The organism is Pleomorphomonas diazotrophica, from assembly GCF_002844595.1.
Taxonomy (GTDB): Bacteria; Pseudomonadota; Alphaproteobacteria; order Rhizobiales; family Pleomorphomonadaceae; genus Pleomorphomonas; species Pleomorphomonas diazotrophica.
Map to the genome: position 1 here is coordinate 133,165 of NZ_PJNW01000002.1, position 20,373 is coordinate 153,537.

Below are 20,373 nucleotides of genomic sequence, written 5' to 3' on the forward strand. Positions count from 1 at the left end.
GCGATGCCGGTCGGCGAGGGAGGAGTTTGAATGATCCTGCATTGCGTGTTCATGAAGATGCCGGCCGGCACTTCGTCGGCCGACATCCTGAAGCTCTATGGCGCCGTGGCGGCCCTGAAGTCGTTCGTCCCCGGCATGGTCGACTTCAAGGCCGGCCCGAACGCCTCGCCGGAGGGCCTCGGCCATGGTTTCCAGCACGGTTTCGTCGTCACCTTCACCGACGCGGCGGCGCGTGACGCCTATCTCGTCCACCCCGAGCACGTGAAGGTCGGCGACAAGATCGTGGCGGCGGCCGAGGGTGGGCTGGAGGGTATCCTCGTCTACGATTTTGAAGTGTGAACGGAGCATTTCCGCCTTTCCGACGGCTTTCATATCGATTCAACCGCCGAGGCATTGTCGGCGGGCGGCGTTGGCTGTAGAGCTAGGGAGTGTTGCGGACGATACTTTCGTCTGAGCGACCTCCCTTTCGCCCACCACAGCAGGCCCATGTCCTTCACCGATCCGCTCGACCTTGCCGCCCGTTTGCCCGCGCCCGACCGCCTCGCCCTGTTCCTCGATATCGACGGCACGCTGATCGGCCCGACCTACGCCGATCGCGAGCGCGGCATTGCCGCCGACCGCATCGCCCTGATCGGCCGGCTTTACGATCTCCTGAACGGAGCGCTCGCCATCGTCAGTGGCCGCTCGGTGGAAACCGTCGATCCCATGTTCGTGCCGCTGACGCTGCCGGTCGCGGCGCTGCAGGGTGCCGACCGCCGTTTCGCCGACGGCCGGCGCTTCACGCCGGTGCAGACTCCGGAGGAGCGCAAGGCGCTCGACGAGATCGCCAAGGTGGTGGTCGAGACCTATCCCACCATGGACGTCCAGTGGAAGATCGGCGCGCTGGCCATCGTCTATAACGAAGGCGAACCGCTGGCCGCCGAAGTGGCGGCATTGGCCGAACGCCATTCCGGCGGCCATGTGGCGGTGATCCCCGGTCGCGTGTCGATCGACGTGGTGCCGCAGGGCGCCAACAAGGGCTCGGGCATCGCCTTCCTGATGGAGCACAAGCCGTTTGCCGGCCGCGTGCCGGTGCATGTCGGCGACGACACGCCCGACGAGCCAGGCTTTACCAAGTCGCGCGACCTCGGCGGCTTCGGCATCACCATTGGCCGCAAGGTGGCGGGCGTCGACAGCCGCCTGCCCGACCACGAGGCGACCTGGGAGATGCTCGCCGCCTACGAGGCGCGCTGGCTGGACGACGAGCGCGCCGCCGCGCAGTAAGCGTGTTGTTTGCGCATCCGCTTTTCCGAAGAGTCTGCAATTTTTCGGGCGGATGCGTTACCCGATGGCGATCCTGAGATAGGTCGTATCGTCGAAGTAATCGCGGCCCGGCACGAAGGGCCGCGAGCCGGTGACCAGTTCCACCATCAGCGGGTCGTTCTCCCTGATGCGGGCGATTTCCGCCAGACCTTCGGCCAGCGTTGCAGGGGGCGAGAGGAAGCCGTCGGAGGCCAGCACGATCTCGCGGGCGTCCGCCGCCTCGAACACCTCGACGAAGCGGTCGGGCACGAAGGTGCCGGCGAGGCCGCCGTAGGCGAGGGGATCGTCGCTGTCGAGGTTGAGGAAGGCGTGCTGGGCGAGGACGAGCGGCCGGAAGGGTTGCTCCATGGTCGGCACGCGCAGTTCGGCATCAAGGCTGGTCATGCCGAGCCGGAGCCGCGCCCGGATGACGGCGCAACGGAACTCGTAGCCGATGCGGTCGATCTCCTTGCCGCCGGGATAGTCTTTCCTGTCGATGCGGACGTGGCAATCGCCCACCCGCCACACTTCGCCGCGCGCCCGCGACCAGACGGCGGCGACCGCCGAGGGACGCATGATCGTTTCGTCCGTCCAGTCGCCGATCGCCATGGCGATGGCGGCCGTGGCGCGGTCGACGAAGTCGCGGGCCGTGGCGTCCGGCGCCAGTTCCCTGACCGCTCGCTCCACCGCCTCGGCTGCGACGATGCCGCCTGGGCGGCCGCCGATCGGGCCGGAGGAGGTGGCGCCGTCGATGACGGCGGCGAAGTCGTCGGTCACGACCAGCCAGTCTTCCTTCTTGGCGTCGGAGTCCTTGCCGGAGGCGCACAGGCTTTCGATCACCCGGAAGGGGCGTGGGGTGGCTGTCATGGTGCTCTCCAAGGTGCTGCCTGGAACTGACTCTCGTCAGTCGACGTGACCGCTGATCTTCGGCAGGTATTCGCCGCCGTGCTCGACCCAGAAGCGATACATCGCCTCGGCCGACGGCAGCAGCCGCTTGTCGGTGCGGCGGACGACATTCCAGGTCTTGATGAGCGGCAGGCCGACCACGTCCATGATGACGAGGCGGCCGCTCTCCACCTCGGCGGCGATGGTGTGCGAGGAGATGAAGGAGATGCCAAGGCCGGCCATCACCGCCTGCTTGATGGTCTCGTTGGAGCCCATCTCGAACTCGCGGATGTCGCGTCCGCCGTCGTGCTGGCTGATCAGTTGGCCGAAGGAGTTGCGGGTTCCGGAGTTGACCTCGCGCACCAGGAATGTCTCGCCCATCAAGGCTTCGATGGGAATGTTGCGCTCATGGGCCAGCGGATGGTCGGGCGCGCAGATGATCACCTGCGGATGCTTGCCGATCGGCTTGGCCTCGACCTCGAACTCGACCGGCGGCCGGCCCATGACGGCGAGGTCGACCTCGTAGTTCCGGAGGCGCTGAATGGTCTCGTCGCGGTTGCCGACGATGAAGTCGATGTCGACCTTCGGGCGCACCTTGCGGAAGGCGGCGAGCACGGTCGGCGCAAAATAGCGGGCGGTGGAGACGACGCCGACGGCAACGCGGCCCGATCCGGCCTCGCGCATCTCGGCCAGCGCGCCCGAGCATTCGTTGAGCAGCGCCTCGATGCGATCGAGCGTGGTGGCGATCTCCTTGCCGGCCGACGTGGCGATGAAGCGGTCGCCGACGCGTTCGAGAAGCGGCAGGCCGACGAGGTCTTCCAGCGCCTTCACCTGGGCGGTGATGGCCGGCGGCGTGACGTTCATGGCGGAGGAGGCGGCGGTGACGGTGCCGGTCTTGATGACCGCCGACAGGAATCGCAGCTGCTTCAAAGTCGTGTGGCGCATGCTCGGATTCCCGTCTCTCCATGTCTTGCTGCCGGTGTGCCCGGCGAGGGTGCCCGCTCCGGAATCACAATGGTCTTCCGAAGCTTACCGCAAGCTCTCCTCGGACACCATTTGCCGGGCGGCGTTTCGACCATTGTCGCGGGGAAAAGTTCCGCGCCGATCGCGCGCCCTCGGTGCCCCTCAAAAGCGACGGGATCGTGACCGCGGGGCAACAATCGACAGACGACGAGCGGCGACAAAGGCGGATGCCGTTGACGGCTCACGGCGCGCCCGGCAGGATCGGTCCGTCGCAACAGGAGCGTGGATGTCACGTCTGTCTGAATCCCGGTGAGGGCCTGCCCCGGCATGGTGCCGGCAGAGCGGGCCAATCCCAATGTCGCCCCGGAAAGCCCTCTCGGCTTCCGGAACGCTTTGGTGTGCCCTAGAGCATTTGCCGACCAAATTGAAACATTTGGTCGTCGAGCGAATGCTCCAGTTTGTTTGCTGGAGCAGCCGCTTTTCGATCAGGTTGATTCAACCTGATCGGCGGGTGCTCTAGCGGCGCCATTCCCGGACTTCAGACGATGGATATTTCACGTGCCGAGCAGCGCATCCTGCACCTGCTCGCCCAGGGCGGACGCATCGAGATCACCCGCGACGATCGCGGCGACATCGAAGAGCTCGCCTGCTTCAGCCGCGACGGCTGGCTCTACACCGACTTCAATCTCACGATGTTCCGCAAGTTGAAGAACAAGCGGGCGATCGCCTCGCGCAACAGCAAGCCTTATCGCATCACACAGCGCGGGCTGGAGTTGGTGCGCTCGCAACCGGACAATCGCTAAGACAGTCGTAAATTCTACTCTGGCGGCCGTCTGATGCGACTTTCTCCGCTTCCGGTGCTCACGGACCTCTAGGCATTGGCGGGTCACCGCCAATGCCCTGTCTTCTGCTCGACGCAACTCCGGACGCAAAACCGCAAGGCACTTTTGCTGGAGTTGCTCAACGTCCGCTCCGCTCCGGTCCTCGAAAGCCACACCAGCCGACTCGCCGGAGCGAATTTCCAACCGCCTTTACGCGTCTTGCAGCTCTCGTAGCTTTCGGCGGCGGTTTTATCCGTCGCCGGCTCTTGATCGATTACGGTCGGATTTTCCCCCGGTCTTGGGAAACGGGGTTAGCGCTCGGCGGCGTCTTGCTTTAAGAACGTTTCACCTCGGATCCCTTTCAACGGACACGCCTTTCCATGACCGTCAAGATCGCCCCCTCCGTGTTGTCGTCGGATTTCTCGCGCCTAGGCGAAGAGCTCGCCGCCGTCGAAAGGGCGGGTGGTGATTGGGTCCACATCGACATCATGGACGGCCATTTCGTGCCCAACATCACCTTCGGCCCGGCGGTGGTGAAGGCGATGCGCCCGCATACCAAGCTGCCCTTCGACGTGCACCTGATGATCGAGCCGGCCGACCCGTTCATCGCCGCCTTCGCCGATGCCGGCGCCGACGTGATCAGCGTCCACAAGGAGGGCGGGCCGCATATCCATCGGTCGCTGCAAGTGATCCGCTCGCTCGGCAAGAAGGCCGGCGTTGTGCTCAACCCCGGCACCGACGTCGGCTGCCTTGAGTACATGCTCGACGAGATCGACCTGGTGCTGGTGATGACCGTCAACCCCGGCTTCGGCGGCCAGGCCTTCATTCCCGCCGTCATCGAGAAGGTGAAGAAGGTGAAGGCGCTGACCGGCGACCGGCCCATCCACATCGAGATCGACGGCGGCGTGTCCACCGCCAACGCCGGCCTTTTGGCCCGCGCCGGCGCCGACGTTCTGGTGGCCGGCACCTCCGTGTTCAAGGGCGGCACCGAGGCCGACTATCGCCGCAACATCCAGGCCCTGAGAGACAGCCTATGAGCATTCGCGCCCTGATCTTCGACCTCGACGGCACGCTGGTGGACAGCCTGCCGGACCTCGCCGAAGCGATCAACGAGCTGATGGCCAAGAATGGTCTCGCCCCACATGCCGAACGGGCTGTTTCCTCGATGGTCGGCAAGGGCGTGCCGGTACTGGTGCAGAAGGCTTTCGCCGCCCATGGGGTGGTTGTTGCCGGCGAGGTGCTCGACGCGCATGTGAAGACCTATCTCGGCTTCTACGAGCCGCGCGCCACTCGCCTGACGCGTCTCTTCCCGCATACCGCCGACATGGTGAAGGAGCTCGCCAAGACCTATCGCCTTGCCGTCTGCACCAACAAGCCGACGGCGGTGTCGCGCGAGATCGTCGACGGCCTCGGCATCGGCACGGACATCTCGGTGGTGGTCGGCGGCGACAGCGGCGTGACGCCGAAGCCGGCGCCGGACATGCTGTGGCTGGTGGCCGACCGGCTGGGCCTTCCCAAGGAGGAGGTGCTGATGGTCGGCGACAGCGCCAATGACGTCGCCTCGGCCAAGGGCGCGGGCATCAAGGTGGCGGTGGTGCGCTACGGCTATACCGACATTCCCGCCGACGAGCTTAACGCCGATTTCGTGATGGACGATTTCCGGGGTCTTCCGGCAGTATTGGAGCAACTCCAATAGACCGTATCGCTTGAGCGGAAAACCGATACTCACTTCTCCGCAGGATGCTCTGGCTGCGAGGGCGTAATGGCACCCCCGATCAAGGCGCTGATCTTCGATGTCGACGGCACGCTGGCGGAAACCGAAGAGGTTCACCGGCTGGCCTTCAATCGCGCCTTTGCCGAAGCCGGCCTGCCCTGGGTGTGGGAGTCGGAGTTCTACGGCGAGCTCCTGGCCGTCCACGGCGGTCGGGCGCGGCTTGCCCATTTCATCGAGCATCACGCGCCGCCGATGGCCGATGTCGGCCGGCAGAAGATCGACGAGCTGCATGCCGCCAAGACGCGGCTCTTTGCCAAGCTGGTCGATCGCCGGCTGGCCCGGCCGCGCCCCGGCATCGAGCGGCTCATCGAGGATGCCCGTTCGCAGGGGCTCGCCGTGGTGCTGGCGACGACGTCGAGCGTCGAGAATGCCGAGGCGCTGATCCTCGCCAACTTCGGGCTGGATGGGCTTGAAAAGATCAGCGCCATCGTCGGCGGCGCAGGCGCGGTGCGGCCGAAGCCGGCGCCCGACGTCTACGAGCTGGCGCTTTCCAAGCTTGGTCTCACGCCCCGCGCGGCGATCGTGTTCGAGGACAACGGGCCAGGTCTTGCCGCCGCCACGGCGGCCGGCATCCGCACCATCGTCACGCCCAGCCGCTATGCCGGCGGCGACGATTTCAGCACTGCCTTCGCCGTGCTGTCGCACCTCGGCGATCCCTTCGAGCCCTACCAGCATATCGCGGGCGTGGGCGACGAGGAGGGCACGGATATGGTGACAGTGGCCGCCCTGCAGCGCTGGGTGTCGGACGATGACGACATGCTGGGGCTGCTGACCATCGGCGGCAGGCCTGTTTATTGATCGTTCGGATCAGCCAAGCCCCACCGGGAAACCCTTGAACGGCTTGATTTCCTTCAACACGAAGGTGGTCTGCATCTCCTTGATGCGCGGCAGGCGGCGGATCACCGTCATGGCGAAATCGGCGTAGGTGTCGAGGTCGGGCGAGACCACCTGCAGCAGGAAGTCGGCGTCGCCGGCGATCGAGTAGCAGGCGATCACCTCGCGCAAGCGGGCGACGCTGTTCGAGAACTCCTCGGCCTCGGCCTCGCTGTGGCTGTCGATCTTGACGCGGACGAAGGCGAGTACGCCAAGGCCGATCTTTTGGCGGTCGAGCGTGGCGCGATAGCCACCGATGACACCGCTCTCCTCAAGCTGCCTTACGCGCCGCCAGCAAGGAGAGGTCGAGAGACCGACCTCGTCGGCGAGCGCTTGGTTGGTGAGGCGGCCATCGGCCTGGAGCGCATCGAGAATCTTGTTGTCGACTGGCTCTAGCGGCGAGTTCGGCATGTCCTACCCTCTCTTGATCTTTTGTGGGTAGATCCTACCGTATTCGGCAGTTCCGACGCAAACTTCGGTAAGAAGTATCCCGGCAGCGCAGATAACCTGCCGAGGTGTTCATTCGCTTCGGAGTTCTCATGTCGCCCGACCACCGCCTCGCCATCGTCGTCAATCCCGAGCTGCCGCTCGGTTTGCTCGCCAATACGGTCGGCGCCATCGGCATCGGCCTTGGCGCCCGCCTGCCGTGGCTTGGTAACCGACAGCTCAGCGATGCGGAGGGGAGGGTCATCGACGACAGCTCCATCCTGCCGGTGCCCATCCTGGCGGCCACTCCAGAGGCTATTGTCGCACTGATGCTGAAGGCCATGCCGCGCGGCGAGGACAGCGCGTTGGTGGTATTCCCCGCCTTCTCGCGGGCGCTGCACGACTATCGCGAATATGAGGCGCTGCTGCCGGGTAAACGTCTCGGCGACGAGGTGATCGATGGCGTCGGCCTGTGCGGGCCGACCAAGTGGGTGAAGTCGCTCACCGGCTCGCTGCGCCTTTTGAGATGACCGCTCAGCGGAACGGCCGGCTGACGAAGGGCGAGCCCTTAAGACCGAAGCGCCAGGGATGGTCGGCGGCCTTGGTGATGCCGATACGGGGACCATTGACGATATCGGGCGTTCCCTCGCGCGGTATCAACTCGAAGGGAGGCGCATCGAGTGGCAGGCCGTTGTGGGCGATGGTGATGCCGAGCGCCTCAGTCAGCCGGCCCGGCCCCGAGGCGAGAAGGCGCGGCTCAGCCGTCCTACGCCGCTCGGCCATCGCCGCCAGGCCGACGGTCGGTTCGATCGCCCTGAGCAGCACGGCGGCGCCATGGCCCACCGGACCGGTGACGATGTTGAAACACCAGTGCACGCCATAGGAGCGATAGACATAGGCGGTGAGCGGCGGTCCGAACATGGCCCGGTTGCGCGGCCGCTCGCCACTGAAGGAGTGCGAGGCGGGATCGTCGGCCTCGTAGGCCTCGGTCTCGACGATGATGCCGCCGACGCCGTCGACCAGGAAAGTGGCGCCGATCAACAGCGGCGCCAGCTCGACGGCGGGGAGGGGAGCGAGGGAAGCGATCACGGGGTTTTCCGGGCGAGGCGTTTTGTCAGGCCGTCGACGAGGCGATCGGCGACGAAGCGGATGCGGCGGCTCGGCTTGAGGTCCTCGTGATAGACCAGCCAGAGCGGCAGCGCAAAGCCGATGTCCTCGACCGGCAGTCGCACGACGCGCGGCTCGGCCTCGGCGATCGGCACCTGGGCGAAGCCGATGCCGGCACCGGCGATCACCATCTGCCAGCCGACGACGTGATCGTCGGAGCGGATCGGAAACCACTCGCGCGGCACCGGCAAGCCGGCACGGGCGAAGCCTTGCAGCAGGTCGTCGGCCCGGTCGAGGCCGATGACGTCATGGTCGAGGAGGTCGGCCAGCCGGGTTGGCGTGCCCCGTCGGGCGAGATAGGCGGGCGAGGCGTAGACGGCGAGCGGAACCTCGCCGATGCGGCGGCGGATGAGTTGCGGCTGGCGCGGCTCGTACATGCGGAGTGCGATGTCGGCGTCGCGGCGCAACAGGTTCTGCGTCTCATCGCTGGCGACGATCTCGATGTCGACGGCCGGCTCCTCGACATGCAGTGCCGCGATGATGTCTGGCAGCAGATAGGTGGCTACCATGCGGCTCGCCGTGACGCGCACTGTGCCGGCGAGGCTGTCGCCGGTGCCGCTCGCCTTGCGCTCCAGCGCCAACGCCGCCTCGCCCATGCGGCGGGCGTCCTCGACGAGGTCGAGCGCGGCGGGTGTCGGTTCGAGCCCGCGCGGCTGCCGGCGGAACAGCGGTGTGTCGAGTGTTTCCTCAAGCTCGCGGATATGCCGGCCGACGGTGGGCTGGACGAGGCCGAGCCTGTCGGCGGCAGCCGACAGAGAGCCGGTGTCGACCACGGCGAGGAAGGAGCGGAGAAGGGTCCAGTCGAGCATAGCCATGCAAAAATGAATGGTTCTTTGACAAACATAGCGAATTGATGTGCGAAATGAAACCATCCATTTTTCGGGGCACGGATTGCCTTCATCGAGCCAAGTTTGCCTCAAAGCGTTTTACCCAGGAGATCATCATGGCTGGACATGTTCTCATCCTCGGTGCCCTTGGCGGCGTCGGCCAGGCGGTTGCCGAAGAGTTCCATCATCAGGGCTGGCAGGTGTCCGGCCTCGTTCGCAAGGGGCGGGCTGGAGAGTTGCCGGATTGGGTTTGGCCGGTTGAGGCCGATCTCCATGATGCCGACGCGGTGGCCAAGGCGGTGAGCTCCGAGGTGGACGTAGTGTTCGACGGCCTTAACGCGCCCTATCATCGCTGGGCCGAACTGGCAAAGCCGCTCTACGCCGCTGCGCTCGCCATCGCCGAGCGGCTCGGGGCGCTGCATCTCTTTCCCGGCAATGTCTACGGTTTCGGCGAGGGAATGCCGGACCGGCTGACGCCCGACCTCGTGGCGGCGCCCACCTCGGAAAAGGGCAGGATCCGCGTCGAGATCGAACGAAGTTTCGCGGAAGCGGCGCGGGCCGGGCGCGTTCGCACCTGCATTCTCCGGGCCGGCGACTTCTTCGGCCCGACCATCACGGGACAGAGCTGGCTGTCGGCGCTGATCGCCACCAAAGCCGGGCAGGGTGTCATCCGCTCGCCAGGGCCGGAGGATGTGCCGCATGCCTGGGCCTATCTACCCGATCTCGCCCGCGCCTTTGTTCGTCTGGCCGAACGGCGCGACCGGCTCGGCGGCTTCGAGGTGTTCCACTTCGAGGGGCACACCGCGTCAATCGACGATATCGCCCAGGCGGCGGGTGTCGCCCATCGGCGGCCGATGCGGGTGCGGCGCGTGCCGGGCCTCGCCTTCACGCTGATCGGCCTGTTCGATCCGGTGATCCGGGCCTCGCGCGAGATGGCCTATCTCTGGCGCGTGCCGCACCGGCTTGTCGACCGCCGGCTTGAAACGGTAACGGGGCCACTGGTGGCGACCCCGCTGCCGCAGGCGCTGGCATCGATCCAGGTCTGACCGAAGACGAGACAGAACCCGCCGGCGCAAGCGAAGCGTCGGCGGCTTGCGGTTCATGGCATTTCGATCACGATCTTACCGAAAGCGCCTCGATCGAGATGGTCGAGGGCGGCCGGAACGTCCTTGAGCGGGTAGCGCTTGTCGATCACCGGCTTGAGACCGGTGCGCTCCACCTCGGCGACGAGCTCTTCCAGCGCCCGGCGATGGCCGACGCCGATACCCTGCACCGTGACGTTCTTCAACATCAGCGGCCCAGCGGGGGAGGCGATCTCGAAACCCTCCAGAACCCCGATCTGGTAGATCCGGCCGTCGACGGCGGCCGCCCGCACGGCCTTGGCTAGATGCGGCCCGCCGACGAGTTCGAGGATGTGGTCGGCACCGCGATCGGCCGTCAGGCGATAGACGGTCTCCACCCAGTCCTCCTGCGACCGGTCGATGCCGTGATCGGCGCCGAGCGCCTTGGCGCGCTCCAGCTTTTCCGCGCCGCTTGAGACGACGATGACGTTGGCGCCGCGCGCCTTGGCGATCTGCAAGCCGAACAGGGCGACGCCGCCGGTTCCTTCGATCACCACGCTTTCACCGGCGCGGAGGTGACCTTTCTCGATAAGCGCGAACCAGGCCGTCACGCCGGCGCACGGCAAGGTGCTGGCCTCGCCGTCGTCGAGCGACGCTGGGGCGCGCACAAACCAGTCAGCCGGGAAGGCGACATGTTCGGCGAGAACGCCGGGGTAATATCCGCCGAGCGTCTGATAAGGCGGGACGCGGCCATTGCCGCGCGGTGGGCCATCGGTCCATTCCGGCGAGAAGACCGAAATGACGCGGTCCCCTTTGGCAAAGCGCGTCACGCCGTCACCGACCGCCTGCACCACGCCCGCGAGATCGGAGGCGGGCGTGAACGGCAAGGTCAACTGCATGCCCATGCCGCTCTCGATCATCAGCTTGTCGCGGTAGTTGAGGGAGACGGCGGCCACCTTCACCAGCACCTCGCCCGGCTTGGACTCCGGGATGGGCGCATGCCTCAGGGCCAGCTTGTCGCGTCCGATCCCGTCCATTTCCCAACGTTGCATCGTGTCCGTCATTGTTTGCTCCTTGACGTGAGTGACGAGCACGCAGCATACCGTTGAGCAAATGGAGCCGGTGGTGACTTATGCTCCAAGCACTGGTTCCTTCAGGATGACAATCATGGGCGAGATATTGAACGGCGTGGATGTGTTCGTGGCGGCCGTGGAGACGGGCAGTTTCGCCGCGGCGGCAGAGCGGCTGCATGTGACGCGTTCGGCGGTTGCCAAGACGATCGCGCGGCTGGAAGCGCGGCTCGCCGTTCGCCTGCTGCATCGCACTACACGAAGCCTGGCGCTCACCGAGGACGGCCAGGGTTATTACGAGCACTGCCTGAGGGCCATGGAGGCGTTGCGCGCCGGTGAGTCGGCCCTGGAGTCAGGGCGACGCGAGGCGGTGGGGCGACTGCGCGTGTCGATGCCGATGCTGTTCGGCAAGCGCTGCGTCGCGCCGGTGCTGGCCCGGCTGGCCGCCGAGCATCCCCGGCTCGAACTCGATCTGTCCTTCAGCGACCGACGGGTCGATTTGATTGAAGACGGATTCGATCTGGCGCTCCGCAACGGTGACATCAGCGACGGCGCCGGTCTGATGATCCGGACGGTGAGCCTGCAACGCATGACGGTTTGCGCTTCGCCGGCCTATCTCGACCGCAACGGACGGCCGGAAAACCTCGACGATCTGGCCGCCCATCACGGGGTCGTCTACGGCCGTGCCGGCCATGTCAGGGCGTGGCAGTTCCCGGTGGGCGATGGTGCCTCACTCGAGGTGACGCCGCCGAGCCGAATGCGGTTTGACGACCTTGAGGCGATCGCCGATGCGGCGGAGGCGGGTCATGGGTTGGCCTGGCTGCCCTGCTGGCTGATCCGCGACAAGGTCAGACTCGGTACGCTCGTTCCCCTGCTGGGCAACGTGCCGCGCCGGGTGTTCAAGACGCACGCCATCTGGCCCGAAACGCCGCATCTGCCGTTGCGTGTCCGGCTTGCCATCGATGCGCTGGCGGCCGCGCTTCCGGGGAGTGCCGAGCTCTAGCCACAAAAAAGGGGCGCGGTACGGATCGATCGTGCCGCGCCCCGATTGTCATATTGCGGCGCTGTCAGAGCAGCTCGCCCTGCACCGCGAAGCAGGCGACCTTGGCGTTGCCACCGGGCGCCTGCAAGAGCTTCGGCTGGTCGACGTCGCAGGGCTCGTAGGCGAAGGGGCAGCGCGGATGGAAGGCACAGCCCCTGGGCGGACGCAGCGGCGACGGCAGTTCGCCGGTGAGGCGGATGCGCTCGCGCCGCTTCTCCGGCTCGGTGGTCGGCGTGGCGGAAAGCAGGGCGCGCGTGTAGGGATGGCGCGGCGTGTTGAAGATCTCGTCGGCCGTTCCGAACTCGACGGGGCGGCCGAGATACATCACCATCACCTCGTCGGCGATGTGGCGCACGACGGAAAGGTCATGGCTGATGAACAGGTAGGCGAGGCCGAACTCCTGCTGCAGGTCCATCAGGAGGTTCAGCACCTGCGCCTGGATCGATACGTCGAGCGCCGACACCGGCTCGTCGAGCACCAGGATCTTCGGGTTGAGCATCAGCGCCCGGGCGATGGCGATGCGCTGGCGCTGGCCGCCGGAGAACATGTGCGGATAGCGGTCGTAATGCTCGGGCCGGAGGCCGACCTTTTCCATCATCGCCCGCGCCTTCTGCTGTCGCTCGGAAGCCGACAGCGAGGTGTTGAGGCGCAGCGGCTCTTCCAGGATGGTGCCGACCTTCTGGCGCGGGTTGAGCGAGCCGTAGGGGTCCTGGAAGACGATCTGTACCTTTCGGCGCAGCTCGTGGCTCGGCGCCTCGGTGTGGTGGACCTGCTTGCCGTCGATGATCAGCTCGCCGGCGGTCGGCGGCTCGATCATGGTGACGAGGCGGGCGAGCGTCGACTTGCCGCAACCGGACTCGCCGACGACCGCGAGAGTCTTGCCGGCGCTGAGCTTGAAGGAAGCTTCCGACAGCGCGCGCACGGTGGCCGGCTCGGCGAACATGCCGCGCTTCAGGCTGTAGTGGCGGGCGAGGTGCTGGGCCTCGAGGACGACGTTTGGCGAAACGGGCGCGTTCATGCCGAAAGCCTCCGGTCGAGGATGGCGGCCGGGCCGGGATGGCCGACCGGCTTGCCCTGGTTGAGCGGATAGTGGCAGAGCGCGTAGCCGGCGGCCTGGCCCTGGGTGACCGGCGCCTTCTCGACGCAGCGCTCGGTGACGAAGGCGCAGCGCGGGCTGAACAGGCAGCCGCTGGGGCGATCGTACTGACCGGGCACCACGCCGGGGATCGACGGCAGACGGCGGGTGGTCGCCCGTTCCGGCAGCGCCGACAGCAGCGCCGCGGTATAGGGATGGTGCGGATCGGCGAAGAGTTCGCTGACCGGCTGCTCCTCCACCTTCTGGCCAGCATATTGCACCGAGACGCGGTTGGCGGTTTCGGCGACCACGCCCATGTCATGGGTGATCAGCACCAGCGCCATGCCGGTCTCGCGCTGCAGCTTGGCGAGCAGGTCGAGGATCTGCGCCTGGATGGTCACGTCGAGGGCGGTGGTTGGCTCGTCGGCGATCAGGAGCTTGGGATTGCAGGCAATCGCCATGGCGATCATCACGCGCTGGTTCATGCCGCCCGACATCTGATGCGGATAGGTGTCGAGGCGCTCGGCGGCCGAGGGGATGCCGACCAGCTCCAGAAGCTCGACGGTGCGGTCGCGCCGGGCGCGTTTGTCGAGCCCGAGATGAACCTTCAGCACCTCGCCGATCTGCCAGCCGACCGTGTAGCACGGGTTGAGCGAGCTCATCGGCTCCTGGAAGATCATGGCGAGGTCCTTGCCGACGATGCGGCGGCGCTCGCGCGCCGGGATCGTCAGAAGGTCCTTGCCGTCGAACATCATCTTGTCGGCGGTGATGGTCGCCGTCCAGGGCAGGAGGCCCATCAGCGCCAGCATGGAGACCGACTTGCCCGAGCCGCTTTCGCCGACGATGGAGACGATCTCGCCCGGCTCGACGGTCATCGACACGCCGTCGACCGCGCGGAACTGACCGCCCACGGTGCGGAAGTCGACCGAGAGGTTGCTGATTTCGAGAATGGGCATCACGACCTCTTCAGCTTCGGATCGAGGGCGTCGCGCAGGCCGTCGCCCATCAGGTTGATGGCCAGCACGGTGATCAGGATGGCAAGGCCCGGGAAGGTCACCACCCACCAGGCGCGGGTGATGAACTCGCGGGCCTCGGCCAGCATGGTGCCCCATTCCGGGGTCGGCGGCTGGGCGCCCATGCCGAGGAAGCCGAGGGCGGCGGCATCGAGAATGGCGCCCGAGAACGACAGGGCGGCCTGGACGATCAGCGGCGCCATGCAGTTCGGCAGGATGGTGACGAACATCAGCCACAGCGGGCCGGCGCCCGAAACGCGGGCGGCCGTCACATAGTCGCGGTTGCGCTCGGAGAGCACGGCGGCGCGGGTGAGGCGCACATAGTGCGGCTGCGCCACGATGGCAATGGCGATCATCGCGTTGGTGAGGCCGGGGCCGAGGATGGCGACCAGCGTCAGCGCCAGCAGCAGCGACGGGAAGGCCAGGATGACGTCCATGACGCGCATGATCGTGGTGTCGACCCAGCCGCGGAAGAAGCCGGCGAACATGCCGATGATGACGCCGCCGATCAGCGACACCGAGACGACGACGACGCCGATGAACAGCGAGAAGCGGGCGCCGTAGATCAGGCGCGACAGGATGTCGCGGCCGAGCGCGTCGGTGCCCAGCAGGAACAGGCCTTCGCTGCCGCGGGTCATCGGCGGCACCAGCAGGGCGTCGCGGAACTGCTGGTCGGGATTGAAGGGGGCGAAGAGCGGCGCGGCGAGGGCGACGAACACCAGCGCCGCGAACAGCACGAGGCCGGCGACGGCGCCGTGGTTTTCCGAGAAGTAGCGCCAGAATTCCTTGAGGCGCCCCGGACGGACGGAAGCGGAGACGGCGGTCATCGGGTTACCTCTGGTGCCGGATCTTGGGATTCACGAGGCCGTAGAGCATGTCGACCACGAGATTGACGCCCATGACGATGAGGGCGATCAGCACGAGGCCGCCCTGCACCGCCGGGTAGTCGCGGCGGAAGATGGAATCGACCATCCACTTGCCGATGCCCGGCCAGGAGAAGATCGTCTCCGTCAGGATGGCGCCAGCCATCAGCACGCCGATCTGCAGGCCGATGGTGGTGATTACCGGGATCAGGGCGTTGCGGAGCGCGTGCACGGCGACGACGCGGAACGGGCTGAGGCCCTTGGCCTTGGCGGTGCGGATATAGTCCTCGCCGAGCACCTCCAGCATGGCCGAACGCGTCTGGCGGGCGATGACGGCGAGCGGAATGGTGCCGAGCACGATGGTCGGCAGGATGAGGTGGCTCACCGCCGACTGGAAGGCGCCCGCCTTGCCGGACAGCAGGCTGTCGATCAGCATGAAGCCGGTCACCTTGGGGAAGAAGAACATCAAGGATATGCGGCCGGACACCGGCGTCCAGCCGAGCATGCCGGAGAAGACGATGATGAGCAGCAGCGCCCACCAGAAGATCGGCATGGAATAGCCGACCAGTGCGGTGGCCATCGCCGTGTGGTCGAACCAGGAATTGCGCTTGACGGCGGCGATGACGCCGGCCGGCACGCCGAGGACGACGGCGAAGATCACCGCGCAGAAGGACAGCTCCAGCGTCGCCGGGAACAGCGTGAAGAACTCGGTGAAGATCGGCTTCTTGGTCGAGATCGACGTGCCGAAGTCACCCTGCACCAAGTCGGTGAAATAGGTGATGAACTGCTGCCAGAGCGGCAGGTCGAAGCCGAAGCGGTGCATCAGCTCGGCATAACGCTCGGGCGATATGCCGCGTTCACCGGCCAGGAGAAGCACCGGATCGCCGGGCAGCAGGCGGATGAAGAAGAAGGCGACCAGACTGACGCCGATGAAGGTCGGGATCAACAGGCCGAGGCGTCGGAGAATGAAACCGAACATGGTGCGGGGTCAGTCCAGGCTCGAGAGTTGCTTGACGAAGATGTGGGTCGGATGCGTTTCATGGCGGCCGTCGGGAGTCCAGATCGGGGCTTGCCGGACGCCGCTGTCGCGCCAGCCGGCCCGCGCGTAGAACCGATGGGCCCGGTCGTTGCCGGCCGAACACTGGATCGCCGCGTCGCGTATGCCGCGCCGGGCGAGGCTCGTCTCGGTGGCAGTCAGCAGGGCAGCAGCAAGGCCCGTGCCGCGTGCCTCCCTGGCGACGTAGAGCTGGTCGATCTCGTTGCCCTCGATGGCCGAGAAACCCATGATGCGACCCTCCACCTCGGCGACGAGGCAGCCGGCCTCGAGCGGTTCGAGGCGCAGATCGAAGCTTTCCAGCGTCCGCTCGGCTACCACATGCGCCGGCAGCACCGTCCCGTGGCCGTCGTGCCAGGCGTCGTGCCATAGCCTGACGACCGCGGCGCGGTCGTCGGAACGGTAGGAACGGAGGGTGGGCGCGATAGGCATGGCGCTTCCAGTAGCCGCCGAAAACCCGGGCTGCAAGCGACAACGTCGACATTTGACCATTTTCGCGGCACCAAACGGCCGCGTTTCCCGCCAACCTATATGGTTTCACGCATGAGAGGCGGCTGGTCGGACGCTGCCAGCTTGGGTCCGAATGCGAAAACGGTTCCGGGGAGGGCTCCCCGGAACCGCATGCGTCTTGGCGGTATCGCTTACTCGGCGATGTCGACGCCGTCGAAGCGGTGCGAGCCGAGCGGATCAACCTTGTAGTCGATCACGGCCTTGGACATCGGCACGTAGGTGGTCGAGTGGGCGATGGTCGCCCAGGGCGCTTCCTTCTTGAAGATGACCTGCGCATCTTCATAGAGCTTGGTGCGCTCGGCAACGTCCGACACCTTGCTGGCCTTGACGACGAGGTTGTTGAACTCCTCGTTGCACCAGTTGGCGCGGTTGGAACCGCCGACGCCCGAGCAACCCAAGAGCACGGCGAGGAAGTTGTCCGGGTCGCCGTTGTCGCCCGTCCAGCCCTGGAGAAGGGCGCCGTCGCGCGCCTTGTCCTGGCCGCGCTTCAGATACTCGGCCCACTCGTAGGAGACGATCTCGACCTTGACGCCGACGTTGGCGAAGTCGGCCTGGATCAGCTCGGCCATGCGGCGGGCGTTCGGGTTGTAGGGACGCGACACCGGCATCGCCCACACCTTCATGCTGAGATCCTTGACGCCGGCCTCGGCGAGCAGCTTCTTGGCCGCTTCCGGATCATAGGGGTCGTCCTGGACGTTGTCGTTGTAGGACCACATGGTCGGCGGGATCGGGTTCTTGGCTTCCTGGCCGGTGCCCTGGAAGACGGCGTCGATGATCGCCTTCTTGTTGATCGCCATGTTCAAGGCCTTGCGGACGCGCACGTCGTCGAAGGGCTTCATCATGGTGTTGTAGGCGAGGTAGCCGATGTTGAGGCCGGCCTGGCTCATCAACTGGATGCTGTCGTCGGTCTGCAGGGCCTCGACGTCGGCCGGGTTCGGGTAGGGCATCAGCTGGCATTCGCCGGCCTTCAGCTTCTGAAGGCGGACAGAGGCGTCCGGCGTGATGGCGAAGACGAGGTCGTCGATCTTCTGCTTGCCGCCCCAATAGTCGGCGAAGGCCTGATAGCGGATGACCGCGTCCTTCTCATAGGCGACGAACTGGAACGGGCCGGTGCCGACCGGGAGCTGGTTGAGGTCGGGCTGCTTGCCTTCGGCGGCGAGCTTGTCGGCATATTCCTTGGAGAGGATCGACGCGAAGTCCATCGCGAGGTTTGCGAGCATCGGCGCGTTGGCGGCCGTCAGCGTCAGCTTGACGGTGTAGTCGTCAACCTTCTCGACCGACTTGACGAGGTTCGGCATATCCATGCCGGTCCAGTACTCCCAGGTGCCGCCGGCGTAGGAATACCAGGGGTCGTTCTTGTCGTTCTGGCGCTGGAACGAGAAGATCACGTCGTCGGCGTTGAAGTCGCGGGTCGGCGTGAAATACTCGGTGGTGTGGAACTTCACACCCTTGCGGAGGTGGAAGGTGTAGACCGTGCCGTCTTCGGAGATGTCCCAGCTCTCGGCGAGGCCCGGAACGACGTTGGTGGTGCCGCGCTCGAACTCGGTCAGGCGGCTGTAGACCGGCTTCGACGAGGCGTCGAAGGTGGTGCCGGCGGCGTAGGGCGCCGGGTCGAAGCCTTCCGGGCTGCCTTCGGAGCAATAGACGAAGGTCTTGGCGTGGGCGGCGCCGGCAAGGCCTGCCACGAGCATGGTGGCCGCCAGAAGGCGGGACATCGTTTTCATAAGGTATACTCCCCTGTTGCCGAACGAGGTCGGCGAACCCCGTGCCTGGTCAGACGGTCTTTTTGTGACTTATGCCCGTCAGCCGGCGAGCCCTTATCCGAGCCGACAATTGACGTGTTGGCAAGCCTTTTTTCCGTCTGGTCAGAAAAGAAGCATCCGGCTGGCTCCCGCGCCAATCGCTCAGCGGTTTCATGGAGCGGAATGACAACCGGCGCTCCGAATCGTCTGCAGTCGTCTCGTCAAAACCGTCCGGCAACGATAGGATCGGATGGACCGAGGGAGGATCAGATGGCGGACGGCATCGAGGCGGAGCTCAAGGTGGCCGTGGACTCAGCCGGCGCATCGCGTCTGGCGCGCCTTGCCGCCCTGCCGGGACTGACCGTGACCGCCAAGGGAGACAAGCGGCTCGTCAGCACCTATTTCGACACGCCCGACCTCGCCCTGCGCGACAAGGGCATCAGCTTGCGCCTGCGCCGCTCCGGCCGCAGCGGCGAACAGACGGTGAAGTTTTCCGGCAGCTTCTCGCTCGGCCTCGCCGAGCGGCCGGAGTTCACCGTGCCGCATGCCGGCCGGGTGCCGGATCTCTCCCGCCTGCCCGACGAGGCGGCGGTCGAACTGACCAAACTGGTCGACGGCCGGCCGCTGGTGCCGCTGTTCTCCATGCGGGTGACACGACGCCGCTGGGAGATCGCTACGCCGGGCGGCGACCGCATCGAAATGGCGCTCGACCGGGGCAGTGCGACGGCCGGCAGCCGGCGGGCCGACATCCGCGAGGTGGAGTTCGAGCTTCTCGCCGGCGATCGGCGGGCGCTGTTCGAGGTGGCGCGGCCGGCACTTGCCGGCATCCCCTTCCACTTCTCCATCGAAGCCAAGTCCGACCTCGGCTATTCGTTGCTGGAAGGAGAGGTTGGCGCCTGCGAGCCGACGACGGCGACCGACACGGACCTCGACGACGACATGTCGGTCGAGATGGCGCTGCAACAGGTGCTGCGATCCTGCGCCGTCCAGATTTCCGCCAACGTCGCGGCGCTCCGGGTGGGCGACGACCCCGAGGGGGCGCATCAGTTGCGTGTCGGGCTGCGTCGGCTTCGGACGGCGCTGAAGATCTTTGCGCCCGTCATGGCGCCTGGCGCCGCCGAGCCGCTGGCCGACGAGGCGCAGCGGCTGGCCGGCGAGGTGGCCGCGGTGCGCGACTTGGACGTGCTGATCGAGGAACTGGTGGCCCCGCTGGATGGTGGTGACGACATGGCCGTTCTGATCGCCCTCCTGGAAAAGCGCCGCAAGGCGGCGCGCACTCATCTTGCCACCGTCCTTGCCGACCGACGCACCGGGGACTTCCTGATCGATCTCCTCGCCTTCACCGAGGCGCGCGGCTGGCTGTCGACGGACGATGTCGGGCAGAGCGGCGATCTCGCCGCTCCGATCACGCCCTTCGCCGAACGCGTTGTCGGCCGCCTCCGGCGCAAGGTGGAAAAGCTGGGGCGCGATCCTGAAGCACTGAGTCCGGATGAGCGGCACGAACTCAGGAAGAGATTCAAACGGCTACGCTATGCCTATGATTTCTTTGAGCCTTTGATGCAGAAATCGGTGCGGCGCAAGTTGTTGCCGAGAGTCAAGGCGGCCCAGGATGTGCTGGGCGTGCTCAACGACATTCACATGGCGCATCTCCTGCTCGACGATGTCCATGCCGCAGGGCCCAAGGCGGGCGCGGTGGAGCGGGCCATCGGCTATTGCCTCGGCTGGCACAGCGCGCGCGCCAAGGCCATCTGGGAGCGCCGCTCCGACGATCTGTCGCTGGACTGACGGCCGCGACGGCAGAATTATGCGGTTTACATGTCAGTAAAAATACGTGACTGTCGGCGCGGGCGTTGGGGCGTCTTGCACCCGGGGAGCTGAGGCCGGCTTTTCAAGCTCGTCCTCATCAAGAGATTCAAATACTGAATC

General features: G+C 66.2%; 22 protein-coding genes. 10 read left to right on the forward strand and 12 right to left on the reverse strand.

The features are described 5' to 3' along the window. Nucleotides 1-30: 30 nt before the first annotated feature. The gene (locus tag CXZ10_RS01600; RefSeq protein WP_101287206.1) at nucleotides 31-339 is read left to right on the forward strand and encodes a Dabb family protein; all 309 of its coding nucleotides are present in this window, start codon (nucleotides 31-33) and stop codon (nucleotides 337-339) included. 147 nt (nucleotides 340-486) lie between these two features. Further along, entirely contained in the window at nucleotides 487-1,263 is a 777-nt protein-coding gene (locus CXZ10_RS01605; protein WP_101287207.1) for a trehalose-phosphatase, read from the forward strand. A 57-nt stretch (nucleotides 1,264-1,320) separates the two neighbouring features. Here the strand turns inward: CXZ10_RS01605 and CXZ10_RS01610 are convergent, their stop codons facing one another. Beyond that, complete coding sequence (locus CXZ10_RS01610) at nucleotides 1,321-2,148, reverse strand: hypothetical protein (RefSeq protein ID WP_101287208.1); 828 nt, start codon at nucleotides 2,146-2,148, stop codon at nucleotides 1,321-1,323. Nucleotides 2,149-2,184: 36 nt separating this feature from the next. Then, on the reverse strand, nucleotides 2,185-3,111 hold the full coding sequence (locus CXZ10_RS01615) for a LysR substrate-binding domain-containing protein (protein ID WP_101287209.1): 927 nt from the start codon (nucleotides 3,109-3,111) through the stop codon (nucleotides 2,185-2,187). Between the two features lie 563 nt (nucleotides 3,112-3,674). On the opposite strand from CXZ10_RS01615, the gene CXZ10_RS01620 reads away from it, so the two are divergent. From CXZ10_RS01620 to CXZ10_RS01635, 4 genes are all read left to right on the forward strand, one after another. Next, complete coding sequence (locus CXZ10_RS01620) at nucleotides 3,675-3,932, forward strand: YjhX family toxin (protein ID WP_101287210.1); 258 nt, start codon at nucleotides 3,675-3,677, stop codon at nucleotides 3,930-3,932. Nucleotides 3,933-4,330: 398 nt separating this feature from the next. Continuing rightward, nucleotides 4,331-4,987, forward strand: coding sequence for a ribulose-phosphate 3-epimerase (gene rpe / locus CXZ10_RS01625; protein ID WP_101287211.1), 657 nt, complete (start codon nucleotides 4,331-4,333; stop codon nucleotides 4,985-4,987). After that, nucleotides 4,984-5,646 (forward strand): phosphoglycolate phosphatase, encoded by a 663-nt coding sequence (gph, locus tag CXZ10_RS01630; protein ID WP_101287212.1) that lies wholly within the window; start codon nucleotides 4,984-4,986, stop codon nucleotides 5,644-5,646. The genes rpe and gph overlap by 4 nt, the downstream gene beginning before the upstream one ends. Before the next feature lie 66 nt (nucleotides 5,647-5,712). Continuing rightward, the gene (locus tag CXZ10_RS01635; RefSeq protein WP_101287213.1) at nucleotides 5,713-6,522 is read left to right on the forward strand and encodes an HAD-IA family hydrolase; all 810 of its coding nucleotides are present in this window, start codon (nucleotides 5,713-5,715) and stop codon (nucleotides 6,520-6,522) included. A gap of 9 nt (nucleotides 6,523-6,531) precedes the next feature. Here the strand turns inward: CXZ10_RS01635 and CXZ10_RS01640 are convergent, their stop codons facing one another. Continuing rightward, complete coding sequence (locus CXZ10_RS01640; RefSeq protein WP_101287214.1) at nucleotides 6,532-7,008, reverse strand: Lrp/AsnC family transcriptional regulator; 477 nt, start codon at nucleotides 7,006-7,008, stop codon at nucleotides 6,532-6,534. Nucleotides 7,009-7,136: 128 nt separating this feature from the next. Here CXZ10_RS01640 and CXZ10_RS01645 point away from each other — a divergent pair, with 128 nt between their 5' ends. Beyond that, a complete protein-coding gene (locus CXZ10_RS01645) occupies nucleotides 7,137-7,553 on the forward strand; it encodes a DUF2000 domain-containing protein (protein ID WP_101287215.1) in 417 nt (138 codons plus the stop codon). A 4-nt stretch (nucleotides 7,554-7,557) separates the two neighbouring features. Here the strand turns inward: CXZ10_RS01645 and CXZ10_RS01650 are convergent, their stop codons facing one another. Both CXZ10_RS01650 and CXZ10_RS01655 read right to left on the reverse strand, forming a co-directional pair. Then, a complete protein-coding gene (locus CXZ10_RS01650; RefSeq protein ID WP_180335821.1) occupies nucleotides 7,558-8,112 on the reverse strand; it encodes a DNA-3-methyladenine glycosylase in 555 nt (184 codons plus the stop codon). Beyond that, complete coding sequence (locus CXZ10_RS01655) at nucleotides 8,109-9,005, reverse strand: LysR family transcriptional regulator (protein WP_210199822.1); 897 nt, start codon at nucleotides 9,003-9,005, stop codon at nucleotides 8,109-8,111. Before CXZ10_RS01655 ends, CXZ10_RS01650 begins: the two co-directional genes overlap by 4 nt. A 128-nt stretch (nucleotides 9,006-9,133) precedes the next feature. Here CXZ10_RS01655 and CXZ10_RS01660 point away from each other — a divergent pair, with 128 nt between their 5' ends. After that, nucleotides 9,134-10,063, forward strand: coding sequence for an NAD-dependent epimerase/dehydratase family protein (locus CXZ10_RS01660; protein WP_101287217.1), 930 nt, complete (start codon nucleotides 9,134-9,136; stop codon nucleotides 10,061-10,063). Between the two features lie 53 nt (nucleotides 10,064-10,116). Here CXZ10_RS01660 and CXZ10_RS01665 read toward each other — a convergent pair whose 3' ends face one another. Beyond that, the gene (locus CXZ10_RS01665) at nucleotides 10,117-11,142 is read right to left on the reverse strand and encodes a zinc-dependent alcohol dehydrogenase family protein (RefSeq protein ID WP_101287218.1); all 1,026 of its coding nucleotides are present in this window, start codon (nucleotides 11,140-11,142) and stop codon (nucleotides 10,117-10,119) included. 103 nt (nucleotides 11,143-11,245) lie between these two features. On the opposite strand from CXZ10_RS01665, the gene CXZ10_RS01670 reads away from it, so the two are divergent. Next, entirely contained in the window at nucleotides 11,246-12,151 is a 906-nt protein-coding gene (locus CXZ10_RS01670) for a LysR family transcriptional regulator (protein WP_101287219.1), read from the forward strand. Nucleotides 12,152-12,215: 64 nt separating this feature from the next. Here the strand turns inward: CXZ10_RS01670 and CXZ10_RS01675 are convergent, their stop codons facing one another. The 6 genes from CXZ10_RS01675 to CXZ10_RS01700 form a co-directional block, all read right to left on the reverse strand. Continuing rightward, nucleotides 12,216-13,208 (reverse strand): peptide ABC transporter ATP-binding protein, encoded by a 993-nt coding sequence (locus CXZ10_RS01675; RefSeq protein WP_101287220.1) that lies wholly within the window; start codon nucleotides 13,206-13,208, stop codon nucleotides 12,216-12,218. After that, complete coding sequence (locus CXZ10_RS01680; RefSeq protein WP_101287221.1) at nucleotides 13,205-14,221, reverse strand: ABC transporter ATP-binding protein; 1,017 nt, start codon at nucleotides 14,219-14,221, stop codon at nucleotides 13,205-13,207. Before CXZ10_RS01680 ends, CXZ10_RS01675 begins: the two co-directional genes overlap by 4 nt. Then, complete coding sequence (locus CXZ10_RS01685; protein ID WP_101287222.1) at nucleotides 14,221-15,105, reverse strand: ABC transporter permease subunit; 885 nt, start codon at nucleotides 15,103-15,105, stop codon at nucleotides 14,221-14,223. Before CXZ10_RS01685 ends, CXZ10_RS01680 begins: the two co-directional genes overlap by 1 nt. Before the next feature lie 4 nt (nucleotides 15,106-15,109). Continuing rightward, entirely contained in the window at nucleotides 15,110-16,120 is a 1,011-nt protein-coding gene (locus CXZ10_RS01690; protein ID WP_101287223.1) for an ABC transporter permease subunit, read from the reverse strand. A 9-nt stretch (nucleotides 16,121-16,129) separates the two neighbouring features. After that, the gene (locus CXZ10_RS01695; protein WP_180335822.1) at nucleotides 16,130-16,627 is read right to left on the reverse strand and encodes a GNAT family N-acetyltransferase; all 498 of its coding nucleotides are present in this window, start codon (nucleotides 16,625-16,627) and stop codon (nucleotides 16,130-16,132) included. A gap of 209 nt (nucleotides 16,628-16,836) precedes the next feature. Continuing rightward, nucleotides 16,837-18,429 (reverse strand): ABC transporter substrate-binding protein, encoded by a 1,593-nt coding sequence (locus tag CXZ10_RS01700; RefSeq protein WP_101287225.1) that lies wholly within the window; start codon nucleotides 18,427-18,429, stop codon nucleotides 16,837-16,839. 288 nt (nucleotides 18,430-18,717) lie between these two features. Here CXZ10_RS01700 and CXZ10_RS01705 point away from each other — a divergent pair, with 288 nt between their 5' ends. Continuing rightward, nucleotides 18,718-20,232 (forward strand): CYTH and CHAD domain-containing protein, encoded by a 1,515-nt coding sequence (locus CXZ10_RS01705; RefSeq protein WP_180335823.1) that lies wholly within the window; start codon nucleotides 18,718-18,720, stop codon nucleotides 20,230-20,232. The last annotated feature ends 141 nt before the right edge of the window (nucleotides 20,233-20,373 follow it).